This is a genomic window from Amycolatopsis sp. NPDC034160 (assembly GCF_055575355.1).
Genome location: NZ_JBVISU010000038.1, coordinates 13,856 through 31,279, shown reverse-complemented (window position 1 = coordinate 31,279; position 17,424 = coordinate 13,856). Strand labels below are relative to the sequence as shown.

The following is a 17,424-nucleotide window of genomic DNA, read 5'->3' as shown; positions in this document are numbered from 1 at the left end:
GACGTTGCGCATATTGCGTGGGATAGGTGTAGCATCCGGTCCGCTAGAGGTCAACGGCGTGACGACTAGGAGACGTGAAGGTGACAAGCGCGCCCGACGTTTTGTGCATCGGGGAGTCGATGGCCTTGTTCGTGCCGGCCGAATCCGGGCCGCCCGACCAGGTGCGGAAGTGGGTGCGGACCATCGGCGGAGCCGAATCGAACGTCGCCTGCCATCTCCCCGCGCTGGGGTTCGCCAGCGCGTGGGTGAGCGCCGTCGGCGACGATCCGTTCGGCCACGCCCTCGTGCGCGAGATCGCGGAGGCGGGGGTGGACGTCAGCCGGGTCGTGATCGATCCGGCCCGGCCGACCGGGCTCTACATCAAGGAAAGCGGAGCGGACGGCAGTCCCGTGCGCTACTACCGCAAAGGGTCGGCCGCGTCCGGGATGGACGCCGCGCTGCTGGGGAAGCTCGACCTCGACCGGGTGCGCGTGATCCACCTGTCCGGGATCACGCCCGCGCTGTCGGACGGCTGTCTGGACCTGGTGCGGGCGCTGATGGAACGGCCGCGTGGCGACACGCTCGTCTCGTTCGACGTGAACTTCCGGCCCGCGCTGTGGACCGGGCGCGACCCGTCGGTACTGGCCGGATTGGCCGCCCGTGCCGACATCGTGCTGGCGGGCGAGGACGAAGCCGAACGGGTGTGGGGGACCGGCGACCCGGAACGGCTGCGCGCCGTCGTACCCGGCCCGAAGACGCTGGTCGTCAAGCACGGGGCACGCGGGGTGACGCTGATCGAGGGCGACGAGGCTCCACTGTTCTCGCCCGCCCTCCAGGTCGACGTCGTGGAGCCGGTCGGCGCCGGTGACGCTTTCGCGGCGGGTTTCCTCGCCGCCACCCTGCGCGGTGACGACCCCGCGACCCGTCTGCGGCGAGGGCACCTGCAGGCCGCGGCGACGTTGCTGACCCACGACGATGTGGGGACCCCGCTGCCCGAAGCCGTCGTCGAGACGCTGATCGGCGCGGATGCGGCATCCTGGGCTTCGGCGAAACTCACGGACAAGGGATTGGTGAGCGCATGAGTCAGAGCCTGGACCGCGCGCTCACGTTGCTGAGCGGGCTCGCCCGCGAGCCGAAGACGCTGGACCAGCTCGCCGAGGAGATCGGCGTGCACAAGTCGACCGTGCTGCGGCTGCTGCGCACCCTGGAGACGCATCACTTCGTGCGCCGGGAAGGGCAGCGGTACTACCGGCTCGGCAGTGCGTTGTTCGACCTCGCACAGCAAGCGCTGGAAGACCGCGACGTCCGCCGCACCGCGCAATCCGCGCTCGCCGGGCTCAACGTGCGCACCGGGCACACCGTGCACCTCGCGTCCTATGAGGACGGCGAGGTCGTCTACATCGACAAGTTCGAGGGCAGGCATTCGGTGCGGATGTACTCGCGCATCGGCAAACGCGCCCCGCTGCACTGCACGGCCGTCGGCAAGGTGCTCGTCGCCGCGATGCCGCCGGAGAAACGGGCAGACGTCGTTTCGCGGATCGATTTCTTCGTCCGCACCCCGAACACGATCACCACGCCGTCGGCCTACGAGACCGAACTGGATCTCGTCGCCGACCGCGGCTACGCGGTGGACAACGCCGAGCACGAGGACTTCATCCACTGCGTCGCCGCGCCGGTCCGTGGCCCGGGCGGCGTGGTACTCGCCGCCGCGTCGGTGTCGGTGCCGAAGGTACTGCTCGACTACGACGGCCTGATGGCGCTCGTGCCGGAACTGATCGCCGCCGCCGAAGAAGCTTCCGTCCACAGTGGATGGACGGGGAACCGAAAGGGGAAGTTGGAATGAGCAAGACCGCGATCAGCACGGAGAACGCGCCGAAGCCGGTGGCCGCGTTCTCGCAGGCGGTCCGCAAGGGCAACATCCTGCAGGTGGCCGGCCAGGTCGCCTTCGACCCGGCCACCGGCGCCATCGTCGGCGAGACCGTCGGTGAGCAGACGGAGCAGACGTTCAAGAACATCGAAGCGGTGCTCGAGGCCGCCGGTTCGAGCCTGAGCGACGCGATGATGGTGCGCGTGTACCTGACCGACGTCGACCACTTCGGCGCGTTCAACGAGGTCTACAACAAGCTGATCGGCGAAGCGCCGCACCCGGCCCGCACCACCGTGTACGTCGGCCTGCCCGCCGGCCTGCTGGTGGAGATCGACGTCCTGGCCGTGGTGGACTAGTCGCGCGTGCAATGAAAGGTCCTTTCCTTGCAAATTTGCAAGGAAAGGACCTTTCATTGCAGCCGCTAGAGCACGCTCGTGTACCCGTTCAGCGCGGGCTGCCCGCCCAGGTGCGCGAAGAGCACGTTCGAGTCCCGCGAGATCTCCCCACGGGAGACGAGGTCGATCAGCCCCGCCATGGACTTGCCCTCGTACACCGGATCGGTGAGCACGCCTTCCAACCGCGCCAGTGTCCTGATCGCGTCCAAAGTGGACTCGTCGGGGATGCCGTAGGTCCCGGCGTGGTAGCGCTCGTCCAGTTCGACCTCGTCGATCTCCCCGGCGCCGATCAGCTCCGCGGTCGCGCGGGCGATGCGGGTGATCTGGTCGCGGGTCTCGGCGGGTTTCGCCGAGCCGTCGATGCCGAGGATCCGCCGGGGTTTCCCCGAAAGCGCGGCCCCGGCGACCATCCCGGCCTGCGTGCTGCCGGTGACCGAGCAGACGACCACCGTGTCGAAGAAGACGCCGAGTTCGGCCTCCTGCGCTTCGAGTTCGACGATCCAGTTCGCGAAACCGAGTCCGCCGAGGCGATGGTCCGACCCGCCCGCCGGGATCGCGTACGGCTTGCCGCCGCCGGCCTCGATCTCCTTGACCGCGTTCTCCCAGCTCTCCTTGAAGCCGACGCCGAACCCGGCCTCGACCATCCGGATGTCGGCGCCGAGGATGCGTGAGAGCTGGATGTTGCCGACCCTGTCGTAGAGCGGGTCGTTCCAGTCCACCCAGCTTTCCTGCACCAGCACGGCCTTCAGCCCGGCCCGAGCGGCCGCCGCGGCGACCTGGCGGGTGTGGTTCGACTGCACGCCGCCGATCGAGATCAGCGTGTCCGCCCCCGAGGCGAGCGCGTCGGCGACCAGGTATTCGAGCTTCCTGGTCTTGTTGCCACCGAACGCGATCCCGGAGTTGACGTCCTCGCGCTTCGCCCAGACCTTCGCGCCGCCGAGGTGGGCGGTGAGCCGGTCGAGCGGGTGCACGGGGGAGGGGCCGAACAGCAGCGGGTAGCGCGGGAAGTCGGCGAGGGTCATGGCGTCTCCAGGAGGGCTTCGAGTTCGGTCCAGATCGTGGCGGTGATCGAGCAGGTCGCTTCGACGTCGCCCGCTTCGATGGCATCGGCCAGTTCCGCGTGGCGCTGGACCGACCGGTGCGCGGGCAGGGAGCCGAAACGGGCGTATTCGAGACGCCGGAGCAGCGGTGTGTAGCGGTCCAGCGTCGCGGCGACCGCCCGGTTGCGGGCGGCCGCCACCGGGATGTCGTGGAGTTCGTCGTCGGCGGCGATCGCGGCCGCGATGTCCCCGGCGGCGATCGCTTCGGCGAATCGGGTGTTGGCGGCGCGCATCGCTTCGACCTCGGCCGCGCCCATCCGGGGCGTGCCGGCCCGGACGGCGAACTCGTGCAGGGCGCGGACCAGCTGCAGGGCATCGCGGACGTCGTCGGGGACGAACCCCGCCACCCGCGTGTAGCTCTGCGGCTTCGACTCGACGAGGCCGTCCTCGATGAGGCGCAGCAGCGCCTGGCGCACCGGCGCCCTGGAAAGACCCAGCTGATCGGCGAGGTCGCCGTCGCGCAGGTTCGTCCCCGGCGGCAACGTCCCGTTGATGATCGCCCGGCGGATGTTCTCGTAAGCCTCGTCCCGGAGGAGGGATCGCGGCACCCTGGCTAACCCACTCATATCTGAAATGTTAGCTGTCAGTCGTGCAATCGGATAGGGCGCGTGTCATGAGGGGTCCCCATAGGACAAATTTCGTCCTATGGGGACCCCTCATGACACGTAGGAGCGGGAAAGGTGACCTAGTAGACGGGTCCCGTGTACTTCTCGCCCGGCCCCTGCCCGGGCGCGTCCGGCACGGCCGAAGCCTCGCGGAACGCCTTCTGCAGTGACTGCAAGCCGTCGCGTAGCGGGCCCGCGTGCAGGCCGAGGTACTCTGCCGACGCGGTGACCAACCCGGCGAGGGCGGTGATCAGGCGGCGGGCCTCGTCGAGGTCGCGGTGCGGTGAGTTGGCCGGGTCCTCGTCGGCGAGGCCGAGCCGTTCGGCGCCGGCGGAGAGCAGCATGACGGCCGCCCTGCTGATCACCTCGACGCTCGGGATGTCCTCCAGGTCGCGGACGTCCGGGGAATACGGGGGCTGCTGAACCGGTTCTTCTGACACGTCTGGTACCCTTCCACGAGCGACCAGCCCTCGAGCGATCGGGGGCGGCAAGTGGAGCCCCGCTCCCACCCGTGTCACCGCCGCAACACCAGGTGTCCGGGTCCGGTCTCGCCAAGACGATTTCGGGCGTCGAGGTGGTGTGTTCGGTTCTGGAGATCGAACACGATCGGAAAGAGTGGGCCCCGCGTACCGCACGGTACCGGGGCCTTAGGTATGTGGGCACCAGGTCGAAACGGTAGAAGAATTTACCTCGAACCAGGGAGGCCCCATCAGCTCCGAGACACGCATCAACGACCGAATCCGGGTACCGGAAGTCCGCCTCGTCGGACCCGCCGGTGAACAGGTCGGCATCGTCCGGATCGAAGATGCATTGCGGCTGGCACAGGAAAACGATCTCGATCTCGTCGAGGTCGCCCCTCAGGCACGCCCGCCCGTATGCAAGCTCATGGACTTCGGCAAGTTCAAGTACGAGAGCGCGCAGAAGGCCCGCGAGTCCCGCCGCAACCAGCAGCTCACCGTCATCAAAGAGCAGAAGCTGCGGCCGAAGATCGACCAGCACGACTACGAGACCAAAAAGGGTCACGTGTCGCGCTTCCTTGCGGCAGGCAACAAGGTCAAGGTCACGATCATGTTCCGCGGTCGCGAGCAGTCCCGGCCGGAACTCGGTTTCCGGCTGCTGCAGAAGCTCGCCGACGAGGTGACGGAACTCGGTTTCGTCGAGTCGTCGCCGAAGCAGGACGGTCGCAACATGATCATGGTGTTGGCTCCGCACAAGAACGTGAAGCCGACCAAGGCCACGAAGGCCACCAAGGACGAGTCGCCAGAGCCGCCCGCCGACGCGTAGCGCCGACCAGCCATGTCAGCGGCACACCGGAGAACACCGGTGTGCCGCCGCACGAAAGAGGACAACGTAATGCCGAAGATGAAGACGCACAGCGGGACGTCGAAGCGAGTTCGCGTCACGGGTTCGGGCAAGCTGCGCCGCCAGAAGGCCGGCCGCCGCCACCTGATGGAGAAGAAGTCCAACAGGCTCACCCGTCGCCTTGAGGGCACGACCGAGATCGCCAAGAACGACGTCGGCCGCGTCAAGCGCCTTCTCGGCCGCTGACACTCCCGCACTTTGTAAACGCCGGGCGCGCCTGCGCGCCCCCAGATCGACAGGATGGACCCAGTGGCACGCGTCAAGAGGGCTGTCAACGCCCAGAAGAAGCGTCGCGCGACTCTCGAGCTCGCCAGCGGCTACCGCGGCCAGCGTTCGCGGCTGTACCGCAAGGCGAAGGAGCAGACGCTTCACTCGCTGAACTACGCCTACCGGGACCGCCGTGCCCGCAAGGGTGACTTCCGTCGGCTGTGGATCACCCGCATCAACGCGGCCGCCCGCGCCAACGGTGTCACCTACAACCGCCTCATCCAGGGTCTCAAGACCGCGGGTGTCGAGGTGGACCGCAAGATCCTCGCGGAACTCGCGGTCAACGACGCCGCCGCCTTCACCGCGCTGGCCGAGCTGGCCAAGGCGAACGTGAACACCGAAGAGAAGAAGTCGGCCTGACCGGCCACAGCGCTCTCCCGCAACCCGGGGCGGCTCCGTTCACCGAACGGACGCCCCGGGTTGTTGCTGCGCGCAAGCTCACCCGCCGGGCCGAACGTGAGAAGACCGGGCGGTTTCTCGCCGAGGGCGCGAACGCGGTCGAAGCCGCGCTCACCCACGCCCTCGAAGACGGCGGCAAGGTGTACGAGCTGTTCGTCACCGAACGCGCCGCCGGGCAGCACGAGCGTCTGCTCGTCACCGCGCGCGATGCGGGCGTCCCCGTTTCGCCGATCTCCGACCGCGCCGCCGACGGGCTGTCCGAGACCGTGACGCCGCAAGGCATCGTCGCGGTGTGCGCGCTCGTCGACCGTCCACAAGAGACTGTCCTGAAGCCGGGCGCGAAGCTCGTCGTCGTCCTCGTCGACGTCGCGGACCCCGGGAACGCGGGCACCGTCATCCGGGTCGCGGACGCCGCGGGCGCCGACGCGGTCGTCCTCGCGGGAGACAGTGTCGACCCGCACAACGGCAAATGCGTCCGCGCGGCCGCCGGTAGTCTGTTCCACCCCGCCATCACCCGGATCCGTGACGTCGACGCGGCCTTGAAGGCCTGCTCCGCCGCCGGTCTCCGCACCTTCGGCGCACACGGCTACGCCGACACCGAGCTTGATCAGGTGACCTTCGACGAGCCCGTCGCGTGGGTGTTCGGCAACGAGGCGCACGGCCTGCCCGCGCACGTACTCGACACCGTCGACCTCGCGGTCAAGATCCCGATGTACGGCCGGGCGGAAAGCCTGAACCTCGCGACGGCCGCGGCGGTCTGTGTCTACACCAATGCGATGGCGTCGCGGTCCGCGACCACATAGAGTCAGGGGCAGTACGCCTTTCACCTCACGACACAGGGGAGCTCTCATGGAACGCGATGTTCGTTCCAGCACCTTGTTTACGGCGTAGAGCGCGTCTTTCGCCCTCCCGAGTGACGGTGTGCCCAGCCCTAGGGTGATCGGGGGCCGCCGTTCGCTGTCCCATAGAATTCAGCTGCTGCTAAACCCATGCGTGCGCTCGCGTGCACCGGACCAGTCCCAGCGGACGCCGAGGAGTTATGTCCGAAGCCAACGACAAGCAGGACCCCCAGGCGGGAACGCTCGCGCCGGAAACGTTGACGGCCGCCGTCAAGCAGGCCGAGACCGATTTCGCGGCCGCGGCGGATCTCGACGCGCTGGCCGCGGTCAAGCCCGCCCACCTCGGTGACCAGTCTCCGCTGCTGCTCGCTCGCCGCGAGATCGGTGCCCTGCCGAAGCAGGAGAAAGCCGAGGCAGGGAAGCGGGTCAACGAAGCGCGCCAAGCCATCCAGGCCGCTTTCGACGCGCGCCGCGTCGTACTCCAGGCCGAACGTGACGAAAAGGTGCTCCGCGAGGAGACCGTCGACGTCACGCTGCCGTGGGACCGCGTGCCCCGCGGCGCCCGGCACCCGATCTCGACCCTGTCGGAGCGGATCGCCGACGCGTTCGTCGCGATGGGCTACGAGGTCGCCGACGGTCCGGAACTCGAGGCCGAGTGGTTCAACTTCGACGCCCTGAACTTCGGCAAGGACCACCCCGCGCGCCAGCTGCAGGACACGTTCTACCTCGGTGAGGAGGACTCCGGGCTGGTGCTGCGGACGCACACCTCGCCGGTACAGGCCCGCACGCTGCTGCACCGCGACCTGCCCGTGTACGTCGTCTGCCCCGGCCGCACCTACCGGACCGACGAACTCGACGCCACGCACACGCCGGTGTTCTCGCAGGTCGAAGGGCTCGCGGTGGACAAGGGCCTGACGATGGGCCATCTCAAGGGCACCCTCGACGCCTTCGCCCGCGCGATGTTCGGCGAAAGCTCGAAGACCCGTCTTCGCCCGCACTTCTTTCCGTTCACCGAGCCGTCGGCCGAGGTCGATGTGTGGTTCGAGGAGAAGAAGGGCGGCGCCGGCTGGGTCGAATGGGGCGGCTGCGGCATGGTCAACCCCAACGTCCTGCGTGCCTGCGGCGTCGATCCCGAGGTCTACTCGGGCTTCGCCTTCGGCATGGGTATCGAGCGCACCCTGCAGTTCCGCAACGGAATTCCGGACATGCGCGACATGGTGGAGGGCGACATCAGGTTCACCCTGCCCTTCGGAACGGAGGCCTGAGTGAAGGTCCCAGCCAGCTGGCTGACCGAACACCTCGACGTCGACGAGGAGGTCACGGCCCAGGATCTGGCCGACGCCTTCGTGCGCATCGGCATCGAGGTCGACGACGTCCGCCCGCTCGAACCGGTCACCGGCCCGCTCGTCGTGGGCCGCGTGGCCGAGATCGAGGAGCTGACCGAGTTCAAGAAGCCGGTCCGTTTCTGCCGGGTCGACGTCGGCGAGTCCGAAGACGACACCGACAAGCCGGACGAGAACGTCGACGCGGATGACGACGACGATGACGAAGGCCCCTTCGAGGACGACGGCCCGACGGGGATCAAGACCCGCGGGATCATCTGCGGTGCCACGAACTTCGCCGAGGGCGACCTGGTCATCGTCGCGCTGCCCGGCACGGTGCTGCCCGGCGGTTTCGAGATCGGCTCGCGCAAGACCTACGGCCGCCTCAGCGACGGCATGATCTGCTCCGCGAGCGAACTCGGCATCGGGGACGACCACTCCGGCATCCTGGTGCTGCCGCCGAGCACCGCCAGCCCGGGTGAGGACGCGAACAAGCTGCTCGGCCTCGACGACACCGTCCTCGAGGTGACGCCGACCCCGGACCGCGGGTACACGCTGTCGGTCCGCGGGCTGGCCCGCGAGCTGTCGAACGCGCTCGACGTCCCGTTCGGCGACCCGGCGTCCATCGAGGTCCCGGAGGCCGAGACCGACGCGTGGCCGGTGCACCTCGAAGACACCGAGGGCTGCCAGCGGTTCGTGCTGCGCCGGGTCAAGGACCTCGACGCGACCGCGCCGACGCCGTGGTGGATGCGCCGCCGTCTGATGCTGGCGGGGATCCGGTCGATCTCGCTCGCGGTCGACGTGACCAACTACGTGATGATCGAACTCGGCCATCCGCTCCACGCGTTCGCGACCAGCTCGGTCAAGGGCGATCTGGTGGTGCGCAAGGCGAAACCGGGCGAGAAACTGACCACTTTGGACGATGTCGAGCGCACCCTCGACGCGGACGACGTGGTCATCGCCGACGACAGTGGGGTCATCTCGCTGGCGGGCACGATGGGCGGCGCGTCGACCGAGATCACTCCCGAAAGCACCGACGTGCTCCTCGAGGCCGCGCACTGGGATCCGTCGTCGATCAGCCGGACGGCCCGCCGTCACAAGCTGTTCTCCGAGGCGGCCAAGCGGTTCGAGCGCTACACCGACCCGCAGCTGTGCGCGGTGGCCGTCGAGTTCGCCGCGCGTCTGCTGCGCCAGTACGGTGACGGCTCGATCCTGCCCGGCCGCACCGATGAGGGCGGCGTCGAGCCGAACCCGCCGGTGTCCATGCCGATCAGCATGCCCGACCAGGTGGCCGGGGTGCGCTACGAGCGCGGTGTCACGGTCCGGCGGCTCTCGCAGATCGGCTGCAAGGTCAACGTGGGCACGGCCGAGGACGGCACCGCGCTGGTGACCGCGATCCCGCCGAGCTGGCGTGGTGACCTGGTGCAGCCCGCCGACCTGGTCGAGGAGGTGCTCCGGCTGGAGGGCTACGACAGCATCCCGTCGGTGCTGCCCGACGCCCCGGCGGGCCGTGGCCTCACCGACACCCAGCGCCGTCGCCGCTCGGTCGCGCGTGCGCTGGCCGAGGCGGGCTACGTCGAGGTGCTGCCCTTCCCGTTCATCTCGGATTCGGTCTGGAATTCGTTCGGACTGCCCGAAGACGACGTCCGCCGCCGTACCGTCCGGGTCCGCAACCCGCTGGAAGCGGACAAGGACCGGATGACGAGCACCCTGCTTCCGGGGCTGCTGGAAACCCTGCAGCGCAACATTTCCCGTGGCTTCAAGGATGTTTCGCTGTTCCACATCGGACAGGTCGTGCTGCCCGGGGCGAACCCGGTCCCGATGCCGTCCCTCGGGGTGGACCGTCGGCCGACCGACGAGGAACTCGCGGTACTGGAGGCGGCCGTCCCGCCGCAGCCGGTGCACGTCGCCGTCGTGCTCGCGGGCCAGCGTGCCCGCGCCGGCTGGTGGGGCGAGGGCGAGCAGGCGAACTGGGCCGACGCGGTCCAGGCCGCCCGGCTGGTGGCGCAGGCGGCCGGTGTCGAGCTGACCACGGCCGCGGCGGATCACCTGCCCTGGCACCCCGGCCGCTGCGCGCAGCTGCGAGTCGGGCAGTGGCCCGTCGGCTACGCCGGTGAGCTGCACCCGAAGGTCGTCGAGGCGCTCGGGCTGCCGCCGCGTACCGTCGCGATGGAACTCGACCTGGACGCGATCCCGATCCCGGACGGCCGTCCGGCGCCGAAGATCTCGGCCTATCCGCCGGTGCTGCTCGACGTCGCCCTCGTCGCCGCGTCGGAGGTGCCGTCGGCCGACCTGGCCGAGGCACTGCGCGAAGGCGCGGGCGAACTGCTCGAGGACATCACGCTGTTCGACTCCTACCAGGGCGAGCAGGTGGGCGAGGGCAAGCGTTCGGTGGCGTACAAGCTGCGGTTCCGTGCCGCGGACCGCACGCTGACCGTCGACGAGGCCACCAAGGCTCGTGACGCCGCGATCGCCGTCGCCGGTGAGCGCTTCGGTGCTAGCTTGCGGGCCTGACCTCGCGGCCCGAAGTCTCGTGAAGGCCCCCTTCCCTCGGCCATGGTTTTTTAATGACCAGCCGCGGGAAGGGGGCCTTGACGCATCACCAGGTGTGGCAAAGTGAGTTCCCGTGTCACGTCCAGACGGTCGCCCCAGCATCCAAGACATCGCCCGTGCCCGGATGAGCGACGGTTTCGTCGGCCGCGTCGGGGAACGTGAAGACTTCCGGGCCAATCTGGCGTTGCCGGGCAGCGACCGGCGTCGTCGGTACCTGTTCTCGGTGCACGGTCTCGCGGGGGTCGGCAAGAGCTTCCTCCTCGAACAGCTTCGTGGTATCGCCGAGGAATCCCGCGCCGCCGTCGGGTTCGCGGACGATCGCCTTCAGGATCTGCCCGCGACCCTGGTCAAACTCGCGAGGGACCTCGCTCGCGCCGGGCACGACATGCGGCGCTTCGAGAAACGCTACGAGTCCTACCTCAAGGCGCGGGAACGACTGCACAGCGATCCACAGGCTCCCGCTGCCGGTCGCGCACTCGTCACCAAGACCGTGGTCAAAGCCGGTCTCGGGGTGGCGAAGACGCTGCCCGGTGGCAGCATCGCCGCGGACGCGATCGATGCCGACGCGACGGCGAAACAGCTGGAGCAGCTGCAGAGCTACCTCGCGGCGAAGTTCAAACGGAAGGCCGACGTCCAGCTGCTCCTCGATCCGGCGGAGGAGCTGACCAAACCGTTCGTCGAGGATCTTTGGCGGCTTCCGGAATCCCGGCAGATCGCGCTGTTCTTCGACACCTTCGAACGGACGGCGCCGGTACTGGAGACCTGGCTGCTGGACCTGTTCGGCGGCCGGTACGGAGACCTGCCGCAGAACCTGGTGCTCACCGTCGCGGGCCAGTTCCCGCTGGACGAGGCGAAATGGAACCGGCACGCGCCGCTGGTGCGCGAGATCGAACTCCGGCCGTTCACCGAACCGGAGGCGCGACGGCTGCTCGCCGAGCACGGGATCACCGACGAGCAGGTGATCGAGACCGTGCTGCGGCTGACCGACGGCCTGCCCGTCCTGGTCGCCATGCTGGCGGAGCGAAAGCCCTCCGAGGCGGACGCCGTCGGTGATCCCGGCGACGACGCGGTCAAGCGGTTCCTGCACTGGGTCCCCGAAAAGGCCAAACAGAAGATCGCCGCCACCGCGTCGCTACCCCGCGTCCTCGACGAAGACGTCGTCGGCGTCCTGACCGGGAAGGAAACGGCGGGGGAGACGTTTCGCTGGCTGCGGGAACTGCCGTTCGTCGGGCGGCGCGAGCTGCCGGTGCGCTATCACCCGGTGGTCCGCGGTCCGATGGTGCGCATGGAACGCGGCCGGTCACCCGGAGAGTTCGCCGAGCACCATCGCAAACTCGCCGAGTACTACGAAGGCCGGTGCACCGAACTCGGGTACGGACGGCACCGCGATGCCTGGAACGACGAACGCTGGCAGCGGAGGAAACTGGAAGAGACCTACCACCGGCTCTGCGGCGATCCGGCCGAAGCGCTGCCGGACGCCCTGCTCGGCGCCGCCGAGATGATCACGACCGGCAGCGCGGCCGCACGGACCTGGGCGCGCATGATGGAGCAGGCCGGCATCGACGCCGACGAGCCCGCCGTCCTGCGCTGGGCGCGGCGGTTGGCCGAAGCGGTGGGAGACGGCGACGGGCCACGTGAAGTGGCAGTCCTCGATGTCCTCGCCGGGGCCGGTGAACTCGACGCGGCCAGGCTCTCGACGGTGATCAGGCGGCGCGCCTGGGCTCATGAGGGCCAGGATGAACTCGAGGCGGCGAAAAGGGACTTCGACCGTGCGCTCGACCTCAACCCCGCCGATCCCTACGCCTGGAGCGATCGCGGCAACTTCCTCCGCAACCAGTCCGACTGGACGTCGGCGCTCGAAGACCTGAACCGGGCGATCGAACTCGACCCCGACTACGCGTATTCGTGGCGTGGTCGCGGTTCGGCGCGAGCCGAACTCGGCGACCTCGACGGCGCGATGACCGATCTCGACGAGGCCGTCCGCCTGCAGCCCGACCACGCGTGGGCCTACCCGGCCCGCGGCGCGGTGCACCACAAACGCGGAGACTTCCGGAAGGCGATCGACGAACTCGACATCGCCATCCGGCTCGATCCCGACTACGCCTGGGCGGTCCACTACCGGGCGGTTCTCCTGGCCGAACTGGAGGAGACCGCCGAGGCGCTCGCCGGGTACCGGGCGGCGGCCGCGCTCCGCCCCCAGGACGTCTACTACCTGACCGAGCTGGCCTGGTTCCTCGGGAAGATCGGGGATGACGACGAGGCCGCGAAGGTCTTGGACGCGGCTATCGCGGCGGATCCCGGCAGCGCCAGGCCACCCGCGATCCGGGCGGCGTTCCACCGGCGTGCGGGGCGGCGCAGGCTCGCGATCGACGGCTTCACCGCCGCGCTCCGGATCGACCCGGACTACGAGTGGGCGTACTACATGCGCGGGCTTGTCCATGATGACCTCGGTGATCGGCAGGCGGCGCTGGCCGACTTCGACCGCGCTGTCGAGCTGGCCCCCGAGGACGCCGAGAATCACCTGTGGCGAGGGATGATGCTCAGCCGGTTGAAGAGGAACGATGAAGCGGTGGTGGCCTTGAGCCGCGCGATTGAACTCGACCCCGGCAACGAGTGGGCGTACACCTGGCGGGCGATGGCCCGCCACAGATTGGGCGATCACCGGGCCGCTCTCGCCGATATCGATGTCGCACTCGAATCGAGCTCTTCGAACTCCTTCTTCCATGTGACCCGGGCGGACAGCCTGGCGAAGCTGGATCGCCACGACGAAGCGAGGGCGGAGCTGGACGAAGGGGTCCGGCTGGGTGAGGACGGAGGGTACGCCTACTACCAGCGCGCCCATCATCGCGTTCTCTTCGGCGACCTCGCCGGAGCCTTGTCCGATGTGGACAACGCGCTGGCCGACGGCCACGACGCGAGTGGTCGCGCCTTGCGTGCGGAGATCCATCGCCGTGCGGGCGATTACGGCAAGGCCATCGAAGAACTGCGTGAACTGATCGCGCTGGATCCTGACGACACCGAATACCGCGGGAACCTCGGTGAAGCCTTGTTGTTCGCCGGAGAGCCGGAGGAGGCGCGGGAGGTCCTGCGACCAGTCGCGTCTCGATCCCTCTGGATACGCAATCTCCTCGCCTTGGTGGATTCGAAGACCGGGCGAGGAGAAGAAGCCGAACGGCAGTTCTCCGAAGCCCTGGAGAAGGTCTTGGCCGACGCGGCGGCCGCCCCCGAGGACTGGGACGCCAAGGCCCAGCCGCTCTTCTATCTCCTGGCCCTCGGCCGCATCGAGGACGCGAAACGCGACCTCGTCAAGCTTCTCGGAGAAGATCCGCCACAAGCAATCCGGCTGGACCTGCTCCGCGATTTGAAGGAGACGGGACAGCTGCTACCCGAACTCGGCGCGGTGATCGACGAGCTCTCCGCGCTGATCCCGCGACCGGTGCTCAACCGCCCAGGTGCTTGAGCGCCTCCTTCCGGGACAGCTTCGAGAGCGCCGGATGCGCGGCGACGAACGCGCGCACCCAGTCCGGCTCGGTCTTCGCGTACTCGCGCAGCGCCCAGCCGATTCCCTTGCGGAGGAAGAAGTCCTTGTCGTCGATGTTCGCCTCGACCGCCCGGGTGAGCAGATCGGTGTCGGTCCCGCCCTTGGCGCCGACCTGGCAGATCACCGCCGTGCGCCGGCGCCACCTGTCCTCGTCGTAGGCCCAGGTGAGCATCAGGGGGAGCACCGTCTCCGGCTCGGCCCGCAGGATCGGCCCGACACGGCGGATGGCGAGCTCGTCGACGTAGTCCCACCAGGCGCCGGTCACGATCATCTCCTCGTACAGAGCGAGCAGCTCGCTGTCCTGCCAGGGGGCGTAGGCGCGCTGACCGGACAGGTCGATGGCCGCGTACCGCTCCTCGCGGAATTCCGCCTCGCGCCACAGGGTGCGCACGGCGGTGGAGAAGGTCACCTCATCGGGTAGGGAATGGTCCGCGAAAACCGGTTTCAGCAAGGCCGACCTGGCAGGTTTCGGCACGCCGAGGAACGGCATTTCCGACTTCATGTACGCCCGCATCGCGGTCGCCTTCTCCGCATCGGCCAGCCCGGCCAAACCGTTGCGAACCGCCGAAACCAGGCTTTTCACCACATCCATGCGCACTCCTCTTCCAGCGGGGCGCCGCGAGCGTACGACAGGGGACCGACAAGACGGATATGCCCGGATCGGGGCGGGGATACCGACTAAAGAGGGATGGCGGTCAACGTGTCGGTCAGCGAGATTGAAGCCGGTTCTCGGTAGCTTCGGCCCGACCGGGTCGTACGCGGACGAAAAGGAACACATGAAGAAATTCGTTGCCGCCCTGGCGGTCGCGGGGATCGGCGTCGGCACCATGGCGCTCGCTCCCTCCGCCACGGCCGCCTCGGCGTCGGACTTCGATCCGAAGCCCATCAGCTGGGGAGCCTGCACCCGGCCGAGCCTGGTCAAGGCCGGCGCGGAATGCGGCTTCCTCGAGGTCCCCCTGGACTACGCGAAGCCCGGCGGCGAGAAGATCTCGATCGCCGTCTCGCGCGTGAAGCACAAGTCCGCCCGATCGCAGGGCGTCATGATCGTCAACCCGGGTGGCCCCGGCGGATCCGGCCTCGGGCTGTCGACGCTCGGCCGGGCCGTGCCCAAGAAGGCGGGGGAGGAGTACGACTGGATCGGCTTCGACCCGCGTGGGGTGGGGGCGAGCAAGCCGTCACTGACCTGCGACGGCGACTACGCCTCCTACAACCGCCCGCAGTACGTGCCGACCACACGTGCCATCGAGAAGACGTGGCTCGACAGGGCGAAGGGCTACGCGAAGGCGTGCGCCAAGAACGGCGCGATCCTGGAGCACATCAAGACCATCGATGTCGCGAAGGACGTCGACAGCCTGCGCAAGGCACTGGGCGAGAAGCAGATCAACTACTACGGCTTCTCCTACGGCACCTACCTCGGTCAGGTGTACAGCACGCTGTTCCCGCGAAACGTGCGGCGGATGGTCTTCGACGGCACGGTCGATCCTCGTGACGTCTGGTACCAGGCGAACCTGAACCAGGACATCGCCTTCGACAAGAACATCAAGACCTACTTCGGCTGGCTCGCCAAGTACGACGACGTCTACCACCTCGGCAAGACCGCTTCCGCGGTGGAGAAGCTGTGGTACGCCGAGCAGAAGAAGCTGTACGACAAGCCCGCTGGCGGGGTCATCGGCGGTTCCGAGTGGACGGACATCTTCCTGCAGGCCGGATACTACGTCTTCGGCTGGGAAGACATGGCGAAGGCGTTCTCCGGATGGGTGCACCAGGGTGACTGGCAGACCCTGAAGGGCCTGTACGACGACTCCAACCCGCCGGGTCAGGACAACGGGTACGCCGTGTACGCGGCCGTGCAGTGCACCGACGTCGCGTGGCCGCAGAGCTGGAACCGCTGGAAGTTCGACAACTGGGTCACGCACTTCCGGGCCCCGTTCGAGACCTGGGGCAACGCCTGGTTCAACGCGCCGTGCCTCGACTGGCCGGCGAAGCCGGGCAAGCCGGTGGAGATCGACGGGCGCAAGGTGCCGGGAATCCTGCTGGTCAACGAGGAGAACGACGCCGCGACGCCGTACCCCGGCAGCCTGGAGGTCCGCAAGCGCTACCCGAATTCCAGCCTGATCAGCGCGCCCGGAGGGACCACGCACTCCGGTTCGCTCTCGGGTGTGTCCTGTGTGGACGACAAGATCGCGGACTACCTGCTGACCGGGAAGCTGCCCGAGCGGAAGCCGGGCAACGGTTCGGACGTGCAGTGCACCCCGGTCCCGCCGCCGGTTCCGGCCGGTTCGTCGGCGACGGCGAACAAGTCGGATGTGCCTTCGGCCGCCGCTGAAGTGAAGAAGGAGACGCTGGCTCAGACGGTGCGATTCTAAGACCGATCGCTCTTCGGGATGCTTCGCCGCCCCGGTCCGGATTTCCGGGCCGGGGCCTTCCCATGTCGCGTTCAGTCCTTTGAACGCGCTGGACTACGGGCATGACCGGCACCCTTTCGACCCGGATCGCGATGAAAGTACCGCTCATCCACCGGCCCGGACCCGATTCCCGCCGCCGGGCCGGGGAATTGTCGGCACCGCCCGTTAGCGTCCCCGGCATGACCATTGTCGAAGAGCACCGGACCGAGATCCGCGTGCAGGACACCGTTTATCGCATCGAGGTCGCCGCCCGTGAGGGTGGCGGCGCGGCCGGGGAAGACCGCTGGGTGACCGTCATGGTCGGCGGAGCCGGACCGCAGGAGGAGCCTGTCGCCGAAGGCAGGCTCGACATCGACGCCGAGGCCATACCGGCTTTGGCGACCGTCCTGTCCGACACGCTGATGGCGTTCGCCGGGCGGAGCAACGGCCGGAACGGTCGCCGAAGATCGGCGGACCGCCCCGCGCATCAGGGCCTGCCGTGGTCCGACGAGCTGGACGCCGAACTGGAAAGCCGTTGGCTGGCCGGGGAAAGCGTCGAGGAGATCGCACGGCGGTTCGAGCGGACGCCGGGCGGGATCCGGGCACGGCTGCCCAGGGTCGGATGCGACCCGGAGCGCCGTGGCGCGTACCTCCCGATCCCGCCGAGTCAGCGAGAGGTGGTGGGTGAACTCGGCTGAACCCGGGCGGCCGCGGGGCATCCGGCCCTCGCGGCCGCCGTCGGTCCATGGTGAGGTCGGGAGACGGGCAGAGGTGTAACGCGCGTGCTCAGGCACGGGATTCGCGGGGTACA

16 protein-coding genes are annotated in these 17,424 nt (G+C 68.5%); 12 read left to right on the top strand and 4 right to left on the bottom strand.

The features are described 5' to 3' along the window. The first annotated feature begins 119 nt into the window (after positions 1–119). Genes ACZ54P_RS39690 through ACZ54P_RS39680 form a run of 3 tightly spaced genes read left to right on the top strand, consistent with a single transcriptional unit; the run spans position 120 to position 2,202 of the window. Positions 120–1,061, top strand: coding sequence for a sugar kinase (locus tag ACZ54P_RS39690; protein ID WP_465466790.1), 942 nt, complete (start codon positions 120–122; stop codon positions 1,059–1,061). Beyond that, entirely contained in the window at positions 1,058–1,822 is a 765-nt protein-coding gene (locus ACZ54P_RS39685; protein ID WP_465466771.1) for an IclR family transcriptional regulator, read from the top strand. Before ACZ54P_RS39690 ends, ACZ54P_RS39685 begins: the two co-directional genes overlap by 4 nt. Further along, a complete protein-coding gene (locus ACZ54P_RS39680) occupies positions 1,819–2,202 on the top strand; it encodes a RidA family protein (RefSeq protein ID WP_465466770.1) in 384 nt (127 codons plus the stop codon). The genes ACZ54P_RS39685 and ACZ54P_RS39680 overlap by 4 nt, the downstream gene beginning before the upstream one ends. Positions 2,203–2,267: 65 nt before the next feature. Here the strand turns inward: ACZ54P_RS39680 and ACZ54P_RS39675 are convergent, their stop codons facing one another. From ACZ54P_RS39675 to ACZ54P_RS39665, 3 genes are all read right to left on the bottom strand, one after another. After that, positions 2,268–3,263, bottom strand: a complete 996-nt coding sequence (locus tag ACZ54P_RS39675) for a 1-aminocyclopropane-1-carboxylate deaminase (RefSeq protein WP_465466769.1) — start codon at positions 3,261–3,263, stop codon at positions 2,268–2,270. Further along, positions 3,260–3,907 carry a GntR family transcriptional regulator gene (locus ACZ54P_RS39670; protein ID WP_465466768.1) on the bottom strand — a complete coding sequence of 216 codons (648 nt, stop codon included), beginning with the start codon at positions 3,905–3,907 and terminating at the stop codon, positions 3,260–3,262. Before ACZ54P_RS39670 ends, ACZ54P_RS39675 begins: the two co-directional genes overlap by 4 nt. 119 nt (positions 3,908–4,026) lie before the next feature. After that, complete coding sequence (locus ACZ54P_RS39665; RefSeq protein ID WP_465466767.1) at positions 4,027–4,386, bottom strand: DUF1844 domain-containing protein; 360 nt, start codon at positions 4,384–4,386, stop codon at positions 4,027–4,029. Positions 4,387–4,654: 268 nt separating this feature from the next. Between ACZ54P_RS39665 and infC the strand changes: the two genes are divergently transcribed. From infC to ACZ54P_RS39630, 7 genes are all read left to right on the top strand, one after another. Then, the gene (gene infC, locus ACZ54P_RS39660; RefSeq protein WP_061987075.1) at positions 4,655–5,230 is read left to right on the top strand and encodes a translation initiation factor IF-3; all 576 of its coding nucleotides are present in this window, start codon (positions 4,655–4,657) and stop codon (positions 5,228–5,230) included. A 69-nt stretch (positions 5,231–5,299) separates the two neighbouring features. After that, complete coding sequence (gene rpmI, locus ACZ54P_RS39655; protein ID WP_007028043.1) at positions 5,300–5,494, top strand: 50S ribosomal protein L35; 195 nt, start codon at positions 5,300–5,302, stop codon at positions 5,492–5,494. Positions 5,495–5,557: 63 nt separating this feature from the next. Beyond that, complete coding sequence (rplT, locus tag ACZ54P_RS39650) at positions 5,558–5,935, top strand: 50S ribosomal protein L20 (protein ID WP_465466766.1); 378 nt, start codon at positions 5,558–5,560, stop codon at positions 5,933–5,935. Continuing rightward, a complete protein-coding gene (locus ACZ54P_RS39645) occupies positions 5,932–6,777 on the top strand; it encodes a TrmH family RNA methyltransferase (protein WP_465466789.1) in 846 nt (281 codons plus the stop codon). Before rplT ends, ACZ54P_RS39645 begins: the two co-directional genes overlap by 4 nt. A gap of 236 nt (positions 6,778–7,013) precedes the next feature. Then, complete coding sequence (gene pheS / locus ACZ54P_RS39640) at positions 7,014–8,078, top strand: phenylalanine--tRNA ligase subunit alpha (RefSeq protein ID WP_465466765.1); 1,065 nt, start codon at positions 7,014–7,016, stop codon at positions 8,076–8,078. Further along, on the top strand, positions 8,079–10,649 hold the full coding sequence (gene pheT / locus ACZ54P_RS39635; protein ID WP_465466764.1) for a phenylalanine--tRNA ligase subunit beta: 2,571 nt from the start codon (positions 8,079–8,081) through the stop codon (positions 10,647–10,649). A gap of 112 nt (positions 10,650–10,761) precedes the next feature. Further along, positions 10,762–14,148, top strand: a complete 3,387-nt coding sequence (locus tag ACZ54P_RS39630) for a tetratricopeptide repeat protein (protein WP_465466763.1) — start codon at positions 10,762–10,764, stop codon at positions 14,146–14,148. On the opposite strand, the gene ACZ54P_RS39625 is transcribed toward ACZ54P_RS39630, so the two are convergent. Continuing rightward, positions 14,129–14,821 carry a DNA alkylation repair protein gene (locus ACZ54P_RS39625; protein ID WP_465466762.1) on the bottom strand — a complete coding sequence of 231 codons (693 nt, stop codon included), beginning with the start codon at positions 14,819–14,821 and terminating at the stop codon, positions 14,129–14,131. The genes ACZ54P_RS39630 and ACZ54P_RS39625 overlap by 20 nt on opposite strands. A 184-nt stretch (positions 14,822–15,005) precedes the next feature. Here ACZ54P_RS39625 and ACZ54P_RS39620 point away from each other — a divergent pair, with 184 nt between their 5' ends. Together ACZ54P_RS39620 and ACZ54P_RS39615 are read left to right on the top strand one after the other, a co-directional pair. Further along, entirely contained in the window at positions 15,006–16,595 is a 1,590-nt protein-coding gene (locus tag ACZ54P_RS39620) for an alpha/beta hydrolase (protein ID WP_465466761.1), read from the top strand. A gap of 218 nt (positions 16,596–16,813) precedes the next feature. Beyond that, positions 16,814–17,311: a helix-turn-helix domain containing protein gene (locus ACZ54P_RS39615; RefSeq protein ID WP_465466760.1), complete on the top strand. Its 498-nt coding sequence runs from the start codon at positions 16,814–16,816 to the stop codon at positions 17,309–17,311. The last annotated feature ends 113 nt before the right edge of the window (positions 17,312–17,424 follow it).